The sequence below is a fragment of the Rhodococcus sp. WWJCD1 genome (genome assembly GCF_002258735.1).
GTDB lineage: Bacteria > Actinomycetota > Actinomycetes > Mycobacteriales > Mycobacteriaceae > Rhodococcoides.
This window is the reverse complement of record NZ_NOXY01000002.1, coordinates 32,995-50,239: the sequence shown is the minus strand read 5'-3', so window position 1 is coordinate 50,239 and position 17,245 is coordinate 32,995. Positions and strand designations below refer to the sequence as shown.

Genomic DNA, 17,245 nt, shown 5'->3' with positions numbered 1-17,245 from the left:
GGCCTCCCACATCTGTGGCTCTACCGGCCAGGACCCACTCCTGTCGGCAACCCACGCTTACATGCGGAGAGGCCCCAGCCAAGACCTCCATACCGTCTACTCGTGCGGAACGACGACCACCGGAACCGGGGCGGCCCGCAGTATCTTGGCCGCACTCGATCCGAGGAAGACCCGCTTGGGGCTCGCCAACCCACTCGATCCGAGGAACAGCACATCGCCCGGCTTCCAGTCGAGGTTGCCCATGGCCTCGTCCAACGAAGACCCGTCGGCGACGATCGACTGCAAGCCGTCGATATCGGGGAGAGTGCGGGCCGCGTGCTCGAGATTCTCCTGCGCGGCCGCGACCTGTCGTCGACGCGTGTCCAGTGAGGTCTCGTCGCTCGGTGCTCCGGTCGGTTCGAGAGACACCAGCGACACCAACCGGACCGGCACGTGCGCCGCGCTGGCAAGAGTGATCGCGAACGGCAACGGATTCGGTGCCGATGCCCGGGTGGGGACAGCGACGGTGAGGTCGGTGATCGGAGCGTCGGAGAGCCGGTAGCCCCGAGGTGCGAGTGCCAGTGGCACTTCGGAGGCGTGCAGAAGCTGACCGGCAACCGACCCGATCGAATGCCGATTCAACAGACCGTCGCCTGCGCCGCCGACGACGATCATGTCGGCATCGTTCTGTACGGCGAAGTCGATGAGGGCCCGGGCGAAAGACTCGTGCGAGAGCACGTGGGTGGTGACCGCGATGCCCGACGGGACCTGGGCAGCGGCGTCGTCCACCCAACCCTTCGCTTTCGCCTCCAGCAGTTTTCGGTACGGTCCGCTGCCTTCCATGACCGGTTCGTCCACGGCCATGACCAGCACGATGTCGATGGAGGCGTCGAGAGCACGAGCGAGGGCGATGGCCAGGGCTACGCCGTCGTCGCCGCTGGGAGTGGCGAGGTAGCCGACGGTGATCTTCATGAGTTTCGGTCCTTCTCTTCTAGTAAGTGTCCGGAACCTTGACTTCGGTGGACGCGGTGAGTGTCTTGCCCTGGAAGAAGTCCTTGTTGCCCACGAAGCACAGCAGCATCAGCGGGATTCCGAGTACCAGCATGCCGACGCCGAGGACGAACACTCCGCCGATCGGTCCGTAGACGGTGTAACCGTAGTCGGGTTTGATCATGTCGATTGCGCTCTGCACGAACGCCCACGTCATCGACAGTCCGCCGAGAAACGGAAAGATGCCGCGCATGAACAGGTTTCGGACGGACGAGAAGAGCGTCCGGCGGAAGTACCAGGTGCACGCATACGCGGTGATGCCGTAGTAGAACGCGACCGCGAGCCCGAGCGAGGCCACCGAATCCTGCAATGCGTTGGCGCTGACGAAGGTGAGCACCAGGTAGAACAGCAGGGCCGCGGCCCCCATCACGAGTGTGCCGAAGCCAGGGGTCATGTACTTGGGGTGCACGCTGGCGAACCGCTTGGGAATGGCCTCGTACACAGCCATCGACAGAGTTCCTCGGGCAGTGGGCAGAATGGTCGTCTGAGTCGAGGACAGCGCCGAGATCGAGACGGTCAGCAACAACAAGGACGCCACGATCGAGCCGGCGACAGGATCTCCGAGAATGGTGAGTACATCGTCGACGTTGTCCGGGTTGTTCAGGCCGATGCCGGTATCGCCGAAGCCGGCGAACGACTGCACGGCGTATCCGACGAGAACGTACGTGGCGACGAGGATCAGCGTGGTGATCACCGCGGCACGTCCCGGCGTCTTCTCCGAATCCTTCGTTTCCTCGCCGACGGCCAGGCAGGCGTCCCATCCCCAATAGATGAAGATGCACAGGATGATGGCCTGGGCCGCGTCGGACATCGTCACCCCGGTGGGAACCAACCAACTCCACTGGGGCGTGATGGCCTGAGGTCCGGCGGTGCCGGTCCCCACCTTGACCAGTGCCGTCACCGACACTCCGATGAGCACACCGAACTGCACGACCAGCAGCACGTTCTGCATGCGTTCGCTGATCAGGATGCCGCGAAAACTGACGTAGGTCATCGAGACGATGAAGAACGAACCGAGTGCGACCTTGGCCGCAGTCGACTCCGCCAAGTCCGACAGACCGAGGAACTCGAACAGATAGATGGCAGCGATCTCGGCAACGTTGGCGAGCACGATGATCGCCGAGACTGCCAGCCCCCATCCCGCCATCCAGCCGACCCACGGGCCGAATGCCTTGGTGCCCCAGGTGAACGACGTTCCGCAGTCCGGGGTGTCGCGTCCCAATTCTCGGTAGGCGAAGGCCGTGAGCAGCATCGGGACGAAAGCGATGAGAAACATCGACGGTGCTTTGTCGCCGACGGCCAGGACGACGTAGCCGAGGGTGGCGGCCAGACTGTATGCCGGCGCCACCGCCGACAGTCCGATGACGATGTTGCCGACCAACCCGAGAGCGCCGGTGTTGAGTCCCTTACCCGGAATGGTGTTCGGCGGTTCCGCAATCGACATAGGTCTCTCCGAGGTTCGAGTCGACCGAGGACGTCGGAAGGAGACCCGACAGAATCGGTCGCGTGTGTTGGATGAACACTACGATTTCCGTCGCCGATTCGCTGTGTATCGACGGAATTGTTTTCATTGGGGTAACAATGCAACGAAATGGGTCGCAGAAGTAGCAGGGTTCGCCGGAATCCGCGGACTCGCCGAGGGGTTCCGGCGGACGCGCGTACGTACGGGCTGCGCGCTACCGTCGACACATGAGCACCACGGAGAACACACAGTCTTCGATCGGTGGCAGCGCGCCACTCGATCTCGCGTCGATCAGGACAGCTCCGAAGGCGTTGCTGCACGATCACCTCGATGGCGGACTTCGACCGCAGACAGTGCTGGAACTGGCCGACGAGTGTGGTTACGACGGGCTTCCCGCCACCGACGGCGCTGCACTGGGCGAATGGTTCCGCGAGTCCGCCGACAGCGGCTCGCTGGTGCGCTACCTCGAAACGTTCGCGCACACGGTGGCCGTGATGCAGACACCCGAGGGACTGTTTCGAGTAGCGCGCGAATGCGCCGAGGATCTCGCCGACGACGGCGTCGTGTATGCCGAGGTGCGCTTCGCCCCGGAGCAGCATCTCGAACGCGGACTGACCCTCGACGAGGTCGTCACCCATACCCTCGCAGGTTTCGAGGCGGGGATCTCCGCAGCCAAGGTACGAGGCAAGAACATCACGATCGGCACCCTGCTCACCGCGATGCGACATGCGGCTCGCTCGCGGGAGATCGCGGAGTTGACGGTTCGATTCCGCGATCGCGGTGTCGTCGGCTTCGACATCGCCGGTGCCGAAGCGGGCTTTCCTCCCAGCCGCCACCTCGATGCCTTCGAGTACATGCGAGCGAGCAACGCGCACTTCACCATTCACGCGGGCGAAGCGTTCGGTCTGCCGTCGATTCAGGAAGCGGTGGCGTTCTGCGGGACCGACAGGCTCGGTCACGGAGTTCGGATCACCGACGACATCACCCGCGAGGCCGACGGCTCGGCCACGCTCGGTTTGCTGGCTGCATACGTTCGTGACACGCGAATGCCGCTCGAACTCTGCCCGAGCTCCAACGTGCAGACCGGGGCGGTCGAGTCCTTGGCGACACACCCGTTCGATCTGCTTGCACGCCTGCGCTTTCGGGTCACCGTGAACACGGACAACCGGTTGATGAGCGACACCTCGATGAGTCGCGAGATGGTCAAGCTCGTCGAGACGTTCGGCTACGGTTGGAGCGATCTCGAGCGGTTCACCATCAATGCGATGAAGTCCGCGTTTCTACCGTTCGACGAGCGGCTGGCGCTGATCGACGACGTCATCAAGCCCGGTTATGCGGTCCTGATCGGCTGACCCTCCGCTCGAGGGCCGGTCGCTATTTCTTGCGGAGCCGGCCCTCGAACTCGCGCTCGAGCGCGCGCCATGCTTCGGCCTCGACGGCGAACGGCGCGCTCGGAGCGAGTCGATCGGGACTAGGTTCGAGGGTGTACGAGACGTACCAGCCCAACGGCGTCGACGTGGCGAGCGCCTCCTCGACGGATGTGTCTTCGGCGAAATCGGCTGCATCGGTGAACAATTCGACGGCCAGATCCAGCTGATCGGCATCGACCGCAGTCGGGCCCTCGGCGAGATCGTCGGCCAGGCCGGGGAGCACGTACACGTTGTCGTCGGTGATTGTGATGTCGAGCGAGCCGTCGATGGCGGCGGTCTGAATGTCCGAGTACGTGCTGACCTGAGCGAGATCGTGGTCGTGATCGTCGGCCAGGTACCGGGCGAGCGAGCGCTCGGAGCCGAACACGCTGATCGCACCGCCGCGGCCGAGGAACACCGGTTTGTCGCCGAGGTAGCAACGCAGGGTGTACAGCGTGTCGTCCGAGGTGATGATGCGAATCGGATCGATGCCGACAGTGGTCCAGAACGTTTCCTCGGCGGCCGCCGCGGCGATCGGATCACGATCGACATCGTCGTCTTCGGAATCGTCGTCTTCGTCTTCGTCGTCGGAATCGGAGTCGATGTCGTCCGTGGCGTCATCGGCGTCGACGGCATTCTCCGCCGCTGCTGTGATCTCGGCTTCTGCTACGGCAACGGCAGCGGAATCGACGTCGGGCGAGGTGACGATGGAGTCGACTGCGTCCAGTACGTCGTCCCAGTGTTTGGCAACCGCCGCTCCGATGCGATCCCACAGTTCGGCTCCCTCACGACCGAGGAAGTTCTCGACGCCTCCGCCGACTGCCCCCACGAACGGATTGGTTCCGAAAAAGCTTGTGACGGGCCGCAATTCGCATACGTCACCGATGGAGGCGACGATGTCGAAGGTTGCCTGCAGTTCGGCGAGGACGTCGGCTTCGGGGTCCGAGGCCACCAGCTCCGGTACGGCCACCAGATCGAAGCGATGCAGATCGTCGGGCTCGAGCTCGTACGCCGCCAGAGCGGAGACCACCGGCCATGACGGATGGTCGGTGAGATCGTTGTCGTCGTCGGATCGGACGAACGCCGCGAGCTCTGCGACGGTCGAGAATCCGTACAGATCTTCCTCGTGTCCGAGGAATGCCTCCCACTCGTCGTCGCCTTCTCGCCACTCCGGTGCCCACAGTGTCGAGAAGTCACCGGCGGTGAGACCGAGTTCGATCGGGATGATGTCTCCAGCCATGGCGCGAAGCCTATCTCAGGAGTCTGTGAACGACGCTTGCAGACTTTGCAGGATGCCTTCGCGGTGGTCGAGTGCCCCAGCGGCGGCCTCGGCAGCCACGGAGGTGATCGTCGACGCGAGTACGCGAGCGGTCACCGATCCGAGGTTCTCGGCGAGTTCGAGTTCGACCATGGCACCAGATCCATCGGCGACGACGGTCACCAGGTTGTCCGGAGAGGTGACTCGAAACCTGACGCGGTCCAGTCGCTCGTGAGTCTCGCGCAGAGTGTCCAGTCGGTGCTGGGCTCCGCCGACCAGAGCGTCGACTTCGGTGGTGTGCGTGTGGGTCATGCCTGCCTCAACCAACTCGCGGGGGCGACATCCTCGGCCGAGTCCTCGTTCGCATCGGCGGCCACTCGGGCGCTCGTGGGTAATCCGAGGCGATCGAGAACGTCGGCAGGAACGCCGTCTTCGGCCAGCAGGGTACGGCGCTGGGCGCGGGCCGCGGCGCTCGCCCGCTCGCTTTGCTGCAGAATCGTCGCCGCCAATGCGCCTCCGCCGTAACGCAGTTCGCGCTCGTCGATGGCAACTGCGATCGGTAGCCCGTGTTCGGTGGAGCGCACTGTCACCGATCCCGATCTGGTTCCCGATACCGCACTGACAACGGTGGTGTCCGAGTCCGTCACTGGCCGGCCCTTCATTCGGTCGGACGGTAGAAGCCCTTGAAGCCCATACCGCTGTTGGTCGTTCGGATCGGTCCGACCTGCACCGGATCTCCGGCTTCGACCAGCTGGCCGTTGCCGATGACCATGGCCACGTGGCCGTCCCAGACCGCAAGGTCGCCGGGCATCACCTCACCCGGTGCCACGGCCGAGCCGATGCCTTGTTCCTGCGCCAGACGGGGGATCTCGACGCCCTGTTGCGAGTACGCCCACTGAGTCAATCCGCTGCAGTCGAGCCCGCTGCCCGGAGTGGTACCGCCCCACGCGTAGGGCACGCCCTGTTGCGTCAATGCACTACGAACGGCACCCGCGGCCTCGGGGTTCGGTGCGGTGACGATACTGCCGTCGGGCAACCGCACTTCGACGCCGCGACCGGCGCTGTCGGTCGACCGGGAAGAATCGGCGGCCGGATCACCCAGATAGTTCAGTGCGCCACCGCCGCCACCACCCGGCAGGTCGGCTCCGGTAGCAGGGGAGGACAACGACTGCGCGAACGTCTTCGCCAATTTCTCACTGGCCTCGATCACCTGCGACGTGGCAGGTGAGGTCATGAGATTCGAGGAAGATCCGGGTGCAGGTACGGGTCCTCCGCCCACAGGTGCGGGCACCGTCGGCGGAGCGGCGAGTGTCCCGACTTTCGCAGTGTGCGCGGCCAATTCGGCTCGAACACGGGCAACCACCACCAGAGCCCGCTCGAGGTGCTCGATGGCTGCCGAGATCAGCATGGTCTGCCCTACCGGCGTAGCGATGATCGGTCCGGCCGAGAGTGCGATGCCCACGAACGACGCCGCGATGGCCTGCAGTTCGAGGAAACCCTGGTTGGTATCGCGGCAGGCCTGATCGACGACGGCAGCGATGTCGTCGGCGTGGTCCGCGAGGGCGATCGCGGACGAGTGTGCGTTCTCGGCGTATCGAATTGCGGCGTCGGCGGCGGCACCGTTCCAATTCGCGGCGAGCTCGGTGATCGCGACCCTGCCGACTCCCTGCGCCGCCTCGATCGCTGCCGAAGACACACGAAGCACATCGGCCGGACCCCCGGTGGGAACCGCTCCGTTGCCGAAGGCACCGAGCAGGTCGACGATCGGACGGGCCAACAGATCGATCATGGCCGTTACCGCGCGTCCGGCGCGATACCGGCCGCCGAGCCCGCGACGGTTGCTCCGGTGCCGGCATCGGTGAGGGCGTACGACACCGCCGATGCCGTGGCCGCGGAACCGATGCTCGCCACCGATCCGGCCAAGCGCACCACGGCGTCGGTGTGCGCAAGATGGGTACCGGTGACAGCACCGAGAAATTCCTGTCCGATCAGGCCGAACACCGGTGCGAGCACGGCTGGACCGCACGCAGCAGCGGCAGCGCCCGCCGCGGCGATCTGTTGGGCCATGGTCGACGCCACCGCACTGTATGCGAGGACCCCCTCGGTGTCGACGACGAGTTCGGCCATCAGTGCCCCCTGAGAAAGCAATCGATTCAGGGCCGCCGAGTGCGACGCCCAACTGGTTCGACGCGGGTGCCCGCCATTCGGTTCCCCTGACTTGCCGTTCGCGTCCGACCACCGAAGTCCTATCCTGGACGGCATGGAAACACACGTGGTCGACCACCCACTGGCCGCAGCCCTGCTCACCACGATGCGGGACGAGCGCAGCGACAATGCCACGTTCCGGACGGCTCTTCGTCAACTCACCCACATGCTGGTCTACGAGGCCACCCGAGACGCCGCCATCGATACCTTCGAAGTGCGCACCCCCGTCGCCGTGACCGAGGGCACCAGGCTGGCACGCCCGCCGTTGCTCGTACCGGTTCTGCGTGCAGGTCTGGGCATGGTGGAGAAGGCCAGCAGTCTGATTCCGCAGTCCCGCGTCGGATTCGTGGGGATGGCCCGGGACGAACAGACGCATCAGCCCGTCCCGTACATGGAGTCCTTGCCCGACGATCTGTCGCAGACGCCGGTATACGTGCTGGACCCCATGCTGGCCACCGGCGGGTCCATGGTGCACACGATCGAACTGCTCGTCGGTCGCGGTGCGGCGGAGGTTACGGCCATCTGCGTCGTGGCCGCTCCCGAAGGTGTTGCCGCGCTGGAAGCCTCGGGCCTGCCGGTCCGATTGGTGGCAGCGAGCATCGACGACGGCCTGAACGAGAACGCGTTCATCGTCCCCGGCCTCGGTGACGCAGGCGATCGTCAGTTCGGTCCGCGCTGACCTCCGCTACCGCCGCCCGCTTGGTCCTCGGGGTCTCCTGGCCCTCGGAGGCGGCACCTGCACCCCGCCCGAGATTACGGGTGCTCGATGTCGACACCGAGCATATCGAGTTTCACGAACTGGTCGGCCGCACATTCGGTTACCGCGCGCCGGGTGCTTCGACCGATCGGTACTGCACCGGGCGCATGGCATTTCGGGCCGACGGCCCGCCGTGCTACGTGCCGTGCCCCGGCCTGGAGCGCGCCGTCGCGTCGGGCCAGTGCGCGACCTGCGCCGACAAGGACAGTTTTCGATTCGTGCACACCGTGCATCGCAGCGGCTTCGTCTCGCGTGATCTGGAAAAGCATGTCATGCAACCGCATTGGCTCTATCTGGCGGCATTCGCGAACGGCACCTTCAAGATCGGGACGGCAGCGGACACACGTAAGTGGGGCCGGCTCGCCGAGCAAGGAGCCATTTGTGCGCGGTACGTCGCCCACGCCGACGACGGGAAAGCTGTTCGGGTGGCCGAGGATCTCGTGACCGAGTCGATGGGGCTTCGGCAAGCAGTGCGATCCGCGGCGAAAGCGGCCTCGCTGTGTCTACCGATCGACGTCGAGAAGCTCGACGCCGCCACCGCTGCCCGGGCCGAGCAGGTCCGCGAGATGCTGACCGGCGCGGGCATCGCAGGGTGCACCCCGATCGACGAACGATGGACGCCACCCGCCGGACGCGAAGCGTTGAGCGAGAACGTCAGTCGCGTCACCTACCCCGCGGATGTCGCGACCGGAGCTCATGGACTCGAAATCAGGACATGCGTCGGGCAGGCGGTGATCGCCACTGTGGACGACGACACCTACGTCGTGGATCTGGCAGCACTCAAAGGTCGGCAAATAGAACTCGGTGCCTTCACCTCGGATCTGCCCGCGGTGCAATCGGCCCTGTTCTGACTCCGGGGGTCCGTCGCGTCTAGAGCTGCTGGGCGAAGGTGGTCAGCTCGGCCAGCAGTTCGGCCGCCGTCGCCCGCGCTCGCGTCAGGTCCTCGGGGCTGTCGACCTGCTCGATCACTTCGAGGTACGCCTTGAGCTTGGGTTCGGTACCGGACGGCCGCACGATCACCCGCAGTCCCGATCCGCTGATTTCGACTGCGTCGGTGCGCAACTCATCGTCACGGTCACTGTAGTCCAGTACGGCGACAGGGCGGCCGGCCAGTGTCGTCGGCGGTTCGCTACGCAACCTGCGCATCATGTTCCCGATCTCGGCGAGGTCCTGCACCCGCCGCGAGACCTGCGCACCCAGGTGTACGCCGAACTCGACCGCAAGGTCGTCGAGCACGTCGAGCAGGGTGCGCCGGTCCTGTTTCAGGCCGGCGGCCAGATCTGCGAGCACCACCGCTGCCGAGATACCGTCCTTGTCGCGCACCACATTCGGATCGACGCAGTGCCCGATTGCCTCCTCGTAGGCGTACACGAGACCCTCGCCCGCGCGGACGAGCCATTTGAATCCGGTCAGGGTGCGGGCATAGCGGGCACCACGCGCCGGAGCGAGCGCGGAGAGCAGTTGCGACGAGACGATGGTGTTGGCCACCAACGGGTCGGCGGGCGCATCGGCGAGGAGATGGTTCGCGAGCAGTGCTCCGGTCTCGTCGCCGGTCAGCATGCGCCACCCGCCGTCCGTGGGCACCCCGACCGCACAGCGATCGGCATCGGGGTCGAGGGCTATCGCGACATCGGCGTCGATCGCAGCCGCGAGAGCGAGCACCGCATCGGCGGCGCCCGGCTCCTCGGGGTTGGGGAACGTGACGGTGGGGAACGCAGGGTCGGGCTCGAATTGTTCCTCGACCACCTGGACGTCGCGGAACCCTGCTCCACGCAGCGCCGCTGTGGCCAGCTCGCCGCCGACGCCGTGCAGCGCCGTGAGGGCGATGCGGATATCTCGGCGCGTCGAACGAGGCAGTGCAACAACCGAATCGAGGTAACGCGCAGCGATGTCGGTACCGCTGGGTTCGACGATCGAACGGGGAACGTCGACCGCGTCGCCGGTGGCGGCGATCAGCGTCTCGATCTCCGCGTCACTCGGCGGGATCAGTTGCGAGCCGCCGCGGAGGTACACCTTGTAGCCGTTGTCCGCCGCGGGGTTGTGTGAGGCGGTGATCTGCACGCCGAGCTCGGCGTCGAGGGCGCGTACCGCGAAGGCTACGACGGGAGTCGGGAGCGGTCGAGGCAGCAAGACCACCGAAAATCCCTGGGCGGACAGGGTTTCCGCGGCCGCGAAGGCGAACTGTTCGGAGCCGGTTCTGGCGTCGCGGCCGACGACGACGGTCGACCCGCCGAGGCCCTTCTCGATCAACCATGCTGCGATTCCGGCGGTGGTCTTCACCACTACCGCCTCGTTCATCCCGTTGGGTCCCGCGCGTACCGGTCCTCTCAAGCCCGCCGTGCCGAACGTCAGTGGGCCACTGAACCGATCGGTGAGTTCGGCATCGGACAGGCTGCGCAGTTCGTCACGGGTAGTGGGGTCCGGATCGCCTGCGATCCAGCGCTGCACGCGTTCGGAAAGCTCCTCGGTCACAGCCGAGTGACCAATTCGTGAAGCAAGGCACCCATCCGGGCAGCGGAATCCTTACCGGCAGCGAGTACTTCGGTGTGGTTGAGGTGCTCGCCGGTCATTCCGGCCGCAAGGTTGGTGACCAGCGAGATGCCGAGGACTCGAGCGCCCTTCGCCCGTGCGGCGATCGTCTCGTGCACCGTCGACATACCCACGAGGTCTGCTCCGAGAGTGCGCAGCATCCGGATCTCGGCAGGCGTCTCGTAGTGGGGGCCGGGCAGACCGGCGTAGACGCCGTCTTCGAGAGACGGATCGATCTGGGCCGCAAGAGCGCGAAGTTCGGGGGAGTACGCGTCGACCAGATCGACGAACTCGGCACCGACGAGAGGCGAACGTGCGGTGAGGTTGAGGTGGTCGGAAATCAGGACGGGCTGCCCGACGCTCATGCCATCGCGAATTCCGCCTGCGGCATTGGTCAGCACGACGGTCGTCGCGCCTGCGGCGATCGCGGTGCGCACTGGGTGCACGACGCGTCGCAGGTCGTGACCTTCGTAGGCGTGGGTGCGGCCCTGCAGCAGCAGGGTGTGGGTACCGCCGACGTCCACCGAGGTGATGGTGCCCGAGTGACCCGACGCCGACGGCGGCGCGAAGCCGGGCAGGTCGGCCATGCGCACGGTCGCGGTGGGAGAGCCGAAGACATCGGCTGCTGCCTGCCAGCCGGAGCCGAGGACGATGGCCACGGAATGGGTGTCGACTCCGGTCGCCGCGGCGAGAGCGTCGGCGGCGGTGCGCGCGGCCCCCTCGGGGTCGGTCACGGGGTCGGTCTCATGTGCGTCGGTGGTTGCCACGATGAACAACAGTAGGAGATCGACGCGATGGATGTGCGACCGATGGAGGTTGCCACCAGCAAGTTACCCCCGAGTAGTATCCGCTGCATGCCTTATCTCGAACGCGACGGCGACGTCCACATCCTGTTCCTCGGTGCCCAGGACGGCGCGGACAATCCGGAGAATCGGTTCCACCCGGACTGGATCGACGCCACCCACGCGTTGCTCGACGAGGTCGAGGCGTCGACCGGTCCGGCGGCACTGGTCACCACGTCGGCGGGCAAGTTCTACAGCAACGGTCTCGACACCGATTGGCTCTTCGCCAACCTGGACAAGATCACCTGGTACCTCGACCGTGTCCACACGCTCTACACCCGGCTCCTGGCGTTTCCGATGGCCACCGTCGCGGCAGTTCAGGGCCATGCGTTCGGAGCAGGCGCGATGTTCGCCACCTCGCACGACTTCCGTATCCAGCGCGCCGACCGAGGCTTCTACTGCCTGCCCGAGGTGAACCTGAACATGCCGTTCACCGTGGGGATGTCCGCGTTGATCAACTCCCGGCTGCCCAAGCAGACGGCCGTCGAGGCAATGACGACCGGTCGCCGCTACGGCGGTGCCGACGCCGTGACCGCCGGAATCGTCGAGGCGACGGCACCGGAGGAGTCTTTGGTGTCCGATGCGGTCGCGAAGGCTGCGGCGCTGACGAGCACCCGGGGTGCAAATCTTGCCGGTATCAAGGCACGTATGCACGTGGATCTGCTCGCCGCGCTGAACACCGCAACCGACGACAGCAACTTCAGCTTCGGAAAGTAGCAAGCCGGTCTCTGCCTGCAAGTCGGCACAGCCGTTCCGACACTCGGCCACGCTAGTGACACACTGTCTCTCGTGACGGACGAATCGAACAGTGCTGCTGTGGCCAATGCCATGGACCGCGCCCTGGCCGCCGCGACCGGCGAACTGGTCGCACTGTCGCACTCGATTCATGCCGAGCCCGAGCTGGCGTTCGAAGAACATCGCAGCGTCGCCAAGATCCTCGAAACGCTCAGAGCCCACGATTTCGAGATCGAGTCGAACGTGGCAGACATGGATACCGCGTTCACCGCGTCGTTCGGCAGCGGGGACCTGGTGATCGGTATCTGTGCGGAGTACGACGCCCTGCCGGAGATCGGTCATGCGTGCGGGCACAACATCATTGCGGCGTCCGCGGTGGGGGCGGCGCTTGCATTGGCTCCGGTCGCCGACGCTCTGGGCATCACCGTCCGAGTGCTCGGCACCCCGGCCGAGGAGACCGGCGGCGGCAAGGTGCTGATGCTCGAGCGCGGAGTGTTCGACGGCATCGGCGCGGCACTGATGGTCCACCCCGGACCCTTCGACATCGTCGGTGCGACGTCGCTGGCTCTGGCCGACGTCGCCGTGCAGTTCACCGGCCGCGCCGCGCATGCCTCGGCCGCTCCGGAATGGGGAATCAACGCAGGCGATGCGGTCACCATCAGCCAGGTGGCGCTCGGTCTGCTGCGTCAGCACCTGGCACCCGGTCAGCAGTTCCACGGCATCGTCAGCGATGGCGGGGCCGCGCCGAACATCGTTCCCGGCCATGCCGAGTTGCTCTATTACCTGCGCGCGAACACCACGGAGTCGCTCGAGGCGCTGACGACGAAGGCGTTCGCGTGTTTCGAGGCCGGGGCACTTGCCACCGGGTGTACTCACGAGATTCGTACGGTGTCACCGACATACGCTGCGTTGACGCCGGATTCGTGGCTGGTCGCGGCTTTTCGTCAGGAGATCGAAGCGTTGGGCCGATCGCCGTTGGCTCCGGATTTGGAAGGATTTCGCCCGTTGGGCAGCACAGACATGGGAAACGTGACGAATGTTCTACCCGGTATCCATCCCGTCGTCGGGCTCGACGCAGGCGGGGCGGTGACGCATCAGCCGGAGTTCGCCGCTGCGTGCGTCACCGAGTCCGCCGACCGAGCATTGCGCGACGGAGCCCTCGGTCTGGCCAGAACTGCCGCGCGTGCTGCAGCCGATCCCAGCACTCGGGCCCGCCTGCTCGACAGCGTGAGCGTCCGATCGGCTGGGCAACAGTGAACACTCGTGAGGCCGCGATCGATCGGTGGATCGAGTCGCACACGGCAGATCTGTCGCTGTGGCGTCGGCACATTCACGCCAACCCGGAACTCGCTCGACGCGAATTCGGCACCACCGCATTCGTGATCGAACAACTGGAAGCAGCGGGCCTGTCACCCAAGCCCCTCCCCGGCGGAACGGGGTTGATCTGCGACATCGGACCCGACGGTCCTCGTGTCGCGTTGCGGGCAGACATGGATGCCCTACCGCTGCAGGAGAACACCGGCGCGGCGTATTCGTCGACTGTGCCAGGGGTATCGCACGCCTGCGGCCACGACGCGCACACCACGGTGCTGCTCGCGACCGGGCTGGCGCTGGCATCGCTGCCGGATCTGCAGTACGGGGTGCGCCTGATCTTTCAGCCCGCCGAGGAGGTCATGCCCGGGGGTGCGCTGGACGCGGTGGCCGCGGGCGCGCTCGACGGTGTCACCAAGATCTTTGCGCTGCACTGTGATCCGCGGCTCGAGGTGGGGCAGGTCGGCGTTCGTGTCGGTGCCATCACCTCCGCCGCCGACACCGTCGAGCTGCGGCTGGACTCACCCGGCGGTCACACGTCGCGGCCACACCTGACGACGGATCTCGTGTACGCGCTCGGCACGGTGATCACCGGCCTGCCCGGGATGCTGAGCAGGCGCATCGATCCTCGGACCAGCACGGTCATGGTGTGGGGAGCGGTGGTGGCGGGCCAGGCCCCCAACGCCATTCCGCAGACCGGCATGCTGACCGGCACCGTCCGCACCGGCGATCACGAGACCTGGGCGTTGCTCGAACCGTTGGTCCGCGAGATCGTCACCGGATTGCTCGCACCCACCGGGGTGCAATTCGAGTTGCACTACCGCCGCGGCGTACCGCCGGTGGTCAACGACCCCTCGTCCACGCACACCTTCGAGAAGGCGATCACACGCGTCGGGGCAACCGCCCTCGCCGATACCGCGCAGTCCGGTGGCGGCGAGGATTTCTCGTGGTACCTCGAAAGGGTGCCGGGGGCGATGGCTCGGCTGGGCGTATGGCCAGGTACCGGCCCCCAACTCGACATCCATCAGCCCACGTTCGATCTCGACGAGCGAGCACTGGCCGTGGGTGTGAAGGTGATGACCGGAATCGCGCTGGATCCGAACTAGGGGCAGGGAACGAGATGGCTTTCGAAGTGTCGCCGATCGGAATCGTTCGATCCGACCGTGCCGAGGTGGTGGACGACAACTGGGGATCCGTCGAGTCCGTCATCGACCTCGACCGGACCGTGCTCGACGTCGACGCGACTCTCGGTCTTGCCGACTTCTCGCACCTCGAGGTCGTCTACGGCTTCCACCGATGTGATCCGGCGGCGACGACCACCGGCTCGCGCCACCCCCGCGGCGACACGACGCTTCCTCGGGTGGGAGTCCTCGCCCAACGCGTCAAGGACCGCCCCAACCATCTCGGAGTGTCGCGGTGCGAGATCGTCGACGTCGACGGACTGCGCATCCGAGTTCGAGGTCTCGACGCTATCGACGGCTCACCGGTCCTCGACGTCAAACCGTTCCTGCAGTCCATGGTTCCGGAGCGTGCGGACGTGACCGAGCCGGCCTGGGTGGCGTCGGTGATGAAGAACTACTTCTGATCTGCCCTTCGAGCTACGAGGCTGTGCCGGGACCGACGTTGCGGCTGTTGCGGGTTCGTAGGTCTCGGACGTATTCGGCTGGGGCACCGGCAATTTCGGCTGCTTCCGCCATCACTCCGAGATAGCGGGCCGACGGCAGGCCACCCTCGTAGGCGTCGAGCACGTACATCCACGCCAGTACCGGCTCACGGCCGGTCTCGATGCGTAGTCGGATCTTGCGGTGAATGCCGAGTTCGGAGCCCTCCCAGCGATCCAGACTTTCCTCGTCCTCGTCCGATACGTCGTAGAGGACGACGAAGACCTGAGAGTCGGGATCCTCGACGATCGTGGCGAGCGCGCCTTCCCAGCCGATGTCGCCGCCGCCGAAGGTCAACCGCCATCCGTGCAGCCACCCGGTTCCCGACAGGGGGGAGTGTGGGCATCGCTGCAACATCTGCTCCGGATGCATGTTCGATCCGTAGGCGGCATAAATTGGCACGTCGGCCAGCCTAAACCGTATCGGTGCCGGTTGACGCGTCGTGGTCCTGTTTCGGTGAGTCGTCGCAGGTCCGGTCGCCTCCCGGGTCACCGAAGCCAGCCCTACCGACGCGCCGGGGCGGCCTCTGCAATACCGTTGAGGAGACAAAGCGAGAGAATTTCGAGCACGCGAGAAGAGGATCAATGACCCGGATTGTGATCATCGGTGGTGGTCCGGCAGGGTACGAAGCAGCATTGGTAGCCGCCCAGCACGGCGGACGGGTGACGCTCGTCGATTCCGACGGTATCGGCGGTGCCTGCGTTCTGTGGGACTGCGTGCCGTCGAAGACGTTCATCGCCTCGACCGGCATTCGCACCGAAATGCGTCGAGCCAGCGACCTGGGTATTTCGCTCGATCCATCGCAGGCCGCCGTTGCGCTTCCGAAGATTCACGACCGAGTCAAGAGTCTCGCGCAGGCTCAGTCGGCCGACATCGCCCACCGCGTCACCTCGGTCGGCGTCGAACTCCTGGCCGGCCGCGCCGAGATGATCGACACCCATGTCGGTATGGCCTCGCATCAGATCAAGGCGGTGTTGGCCGACGGCGAGGAACGCATCCTCGACGCCGACGTCGTCCTCATTGCGACCGGCGCCCGCCCCCGCGTGGTCAAGGGAGCCGAGCCCGACGGCGAACGCATTCTCAACTGGCGTCAGCTCTACGACCTCGAGGCCCTACCCGAGCACTTGGTTGTCGTCGGATCCGGTGTGACCGGTGCCGAGTTCGTCTCGGCCTACACCGAGATGGGCGTCAAGGTCACCGCGGTCTCGAGCCGCGACCGCGTCCTCCCACACGAGGACGAGGATGCCGCTCTGGTCCTCGAGGACGCGTTCAACGAGCGAGGTGTCACCCTCGTCAAGCACGCCCGTGCGGACTCGGTGGTTCGCACCGACGACGGTGTTCTCGTCACGCTGTCGGACGGCCGCACCGTCGAGGGCAGTCACGCGCTGATGACCGTCGGATCGGTTCCCAACACCTCCGGTCTCGGACTCGAGAAGGTCGGCATCGAACTCGACAAGGGTGGATACCTGCGAGTGGACCGCGTATCTCGTACCGCGGTCGCGGGCATCTACGCAGCCGGTGACTGCACCGGTCTGCTGCCGCTGGCCTCGGTCGCGGCGATGCAGGGCCGCATCGCGATGTACCACGCACTGGGACAGGCCGTGAGCCCGATCAAGCTCAAGACCGTGGCCTCCGCGGTGTTCACGCGGCCCGAGATCGCGTCGGTCGGCGTCGCACAGTCCAAGATCGACGCCGGTGACGTACCAGCGCGCGTGGTGATGCTGCCACTGACCACAAATCCGCGAGCGAAGATGAGCGGGCTCAAGCGCGGTTTCGTCAAGATCTTCTGTCGCCCGGCCACCGGCGTCGTCATCGGCGGCGTTGTGGTCGCCCCGAGTGCGTCGGAGCTGATTCTGCCCATCGCGATGGCGGTGCAGAACAACCTCTCGGTCAACGACCTGGCCAACACGTTCTCGGTGTATCCGTCGTTGTCGGGATCGGTCATCGAGGCTGCGCGTCAGCTGATGGCGCACGACGATCTGGACTGATCTCACAATGTGAGAATTGCGTTTCATATTTCGGTAGCACGTGAGACAGTCGAGAGAGC

Annotated in this window: 18 protein-coding genes; 8 read left to right on the top strand and 10 right to left on the bottom strand. The window is 65.8% G+C overall.

The window, feature by feature from the left end:
• Window positions 1-96: 96 nt before the first annotated feature.
• A complete protein-coding gene (locus tag CH286_RS00310) occupies window positions 97-951 on the bottom strand; it encodes a universal stress protein (protein ID WP_094608014.1) in 855 nt (284 codons plus the stop codon).
• A 19-nt stretch (window positions 952-970) separates the two neighbouring features.
• Entirely contained in the window at window positions 971-2,473 is a 1,503-nt protein-coding gene (locus tag CH286_RS00305) for an APC family permease (RefSeq protein WP_032376840.1), read from the bottom strand.
• 245 nt (window positions 2,474-2,718) lie between these two features.
• Here CH286_RS00305 and CH286_RS00300 point away from each other — a divergent pair, with 245 nt between their 5' ends.
• Window positions 2,719-3,843: an adenosine deaminase gene (locus tag CH286_RS00300; RefSeq protein ID WP_094608013.1), complete on the top strand. Its 1,125-nt coding sequence runs from the start codon at window positions 2,719-2,721 to the stop codon at window positions 3,841-3,843.
• Window positions 3,844-3,865: 22 nt separating this feature from the next.
• Here the strand turns inward: CH286_RS00300 and CH286_RS00295 are convergent, their stop codons facing one another.
• From CH286_RS00295 to CH286_RS00280, 5 genes are read right to left on the bottom strand one after another with little or no spacing between them, the layout of a single operon-like run.
• Complete coding sequence (locus CH286_RS00295; RefSeq protein WP_176458086.1) at window positions 3,866-5,140, bottom strand: primosomal protein; 1,275 nt, start codon at window positions 5,138-5,140, stop codon at window positions 3,866-3,868.
• 15 nt (window positions 5,141-5,155) lie between these two features.
• Window positions 5,156-5,470 (bottom strand): YbaB/EbfC family nucleoid-associated protein, encoded by a 315-nt coding sequence (locus tag CH286_RS27705; protein ID WP_176458085.1) that lies wholly within the window; start codon window positions 5,468-5,470, stop codon window positions 5,156-5,158.
• Window positions 5,467-5,820, bottom strand: coding sequence for a hypothetical protein (locus CH286_RS00290; protein WP_094608012.1), 354 nt, complete (start codon window positions 5,818-5,820; stop codon window positions 5,467-5,469). The genes CH286_RS27705 and CH286_RS00290 overlap by 4 nt, the downstream gene beginning before the upstream one ends.
• A complete protein-coding gene (locus CH286_RS00285; protein ID WP_094608011.1) occupies window positions 5,817-6,947 on the bottom strand; it encodes a C40 family peptidase in 1,131 nt (376 codons plus the stop codon). The genes CH286_RS00290 and CH286_RS00285 overlap by 4 nt, the downstream gene beginning before the upstream one ends.
• A 5-nt stretch (window positions 6,948-6,952) precedes the next feature.
• On the bottom strand, window positions 6,953-7,285 hold the full coding sequence (locus CH286_RS00280) for a type VII secretion target (RefSeq protein WP_032404789.1): 333 nt from the start codon (window positions 7,283-7,285) through the stop codon (window positions 6,953-6,955).
• Window positions 7,286-7,418: 133 nt separating this feature from the next.
• Between CH286_RS00280 and upp the strand changes: the two genes are divergently transcribed.
• Together upp and CH286_RS00270 are read left to right on the top strand one after the other, a co-directional pair.
• Window positions 7,419-8,042 carry a uracil phosphoribosyltransferase gene (upp, locus tag CH286_RS00275; RefSeq protein WP_032376845.1) on the top strand — a complete coding sequence of 208 codons (624 nt, stop codon included), beginning with the start codon at window positions 7,419-7,421 and terminating at the stop codon, window positions 8,040-8,042.
• An 80-nt stretch (window positions 8,043-8,122) separates the two neighbouring features.
• On the top strand, window positions 8,123-8,971 hold the full coding sequence (locus CH286_RS00270) for a DUF2797 domain-containing protein (protein WP_255182526.1): 849 nt from the start codon (window positions 8,123-8,125) through the stop codon (window positions 8,969-8,971).
• 19 nt (window positions 8,972-8,990) lie between these two features.
• Here CH286_RS00270 and CH286_RS00265 read toward each other — a convergent pair whose 3' ends face one another.
• The gene (locus CH286_RS00265; protein WP_094608010.1) at window positions 8,991-10,592 is read right to left on the bottom strand and encodes a phospho-sugar mutase; all 1,602 of its coding nucleotides are present in this window, start codon (window positions 10,590-10,592) and stop codon (window positions 8,991-8,993) included.
• Window positions 10,589-11,383 carry a purine-nucleoside phosphorylase gene (locus CH286_RS00260; RefSeq protein WP_037156237.1) on the bottom strand — a complete coding sequence of 265 codons (795 nt, stop codon included), beginning with the start codon at window positions 11,381-11,383 and terminating at the stop codon, window positions 10,589-10,591. Before CH286_RS00260 ends, CH286_RS00265 begins: the two co-directional genes overlap by 4 nt.
• Before the next feature lie 120 nt (window positions 11,384-11,503).
• Here CH286_RS00260 and CH286_RS00255 point away from each other — a divergent pair, with 120 nt between their 5' ends.
• The 4 genes from CH286_RS00255 (at window position 11,504) to CH286_RS00240 (ending at window position 15,122) form a co-directional block, all read left to right on the top strand.
• Window positions 11,504-12,208 carry an enoyl-CoA hydratase/isomerase family protein gene (locus CH286_RS00255; protein WP_032405061.1) on the top strand — a complete coding sequence of 235 codons (705 nt, stop codon included), beginning with the start codon at window positions 11,504-11,506 and terminating at the stop codon, window positions 12,206-12,208.
• A gap of 111 nt (window positions 12,209-12,319) precedes the next feature.
• Window positions 12,320-13,483, top strand: coding sequence for a M20 family metallopeptidase (locus CH286_RS00250; RefSeq protein WP_094608021.1), 1,164 nt, complete (start codon window positions 12,320-12,322; stop codon window positions 13,481-13,483).
• Window positions 13,480-14,643: a M20 family metallopeptidase gene (locus CH286_RS00245; RefSeq protein WP_032404791.1), complete on the top strand. Its 1,164-nt coding sequence runs from the start codon at window positions 13,480-13,482 to the stop codon at window positions 14,641-14,643. The genes CH286_RS00250 and CH286_RS00245 overlap by 4 nt, the downstream gene beginning before the upstream one ends.
• Before the next feature lie 14 nt (window positions 14,644-14,657).
• Entirely contained in the window at window positions 14,658-15,122 is a 465-nt protein-coding gene (locus tag CH286_RS00240) for a TrmO family methyltransferase domain-containing protein (RefSeq protein ID WP_032404792.1), read from the top strand.
• A 13-nt stretch (window positions 15,123-15,135) separates the two neighbouring features.
• Here CH286_RS00240 and CH286_RS00235 read toward each other — a convergent pair whose 3' ends face one another.
• Window positions 15,136-15,600 (bottom strand): gamma-glutamylcyclotransferase, encoded by a 465-nt coding sequence (locus CH286_RS00235; RefSeq protein ID WP_032404793.1) that lies wholly within the window; start codon window positions 15,598-15,600, stop codon window positions 15,136-15,138.
• Between the two features lie 182 nt (window positions 15,601-15,782).
• Here CH286_RS00235 and CH286_RS00230 point away from each other — a divergent pair, with 182 nt between their 5' ends.
• Window positions 15,783-17,186 (top strand): NAD(P)H-quinone dehydrogenase, encoded by a 1,404-nt coding sequence (locus CH286_RS00230; RefSeq protein WP_094608009.1) that lies wholly within the window; start codon window positions 15,783-15,785, stop codon window positions 17,184-17,186.
• The last annotated feature ends 59 nt before the right edge of the window (window positions 17,187-17,245 follow it).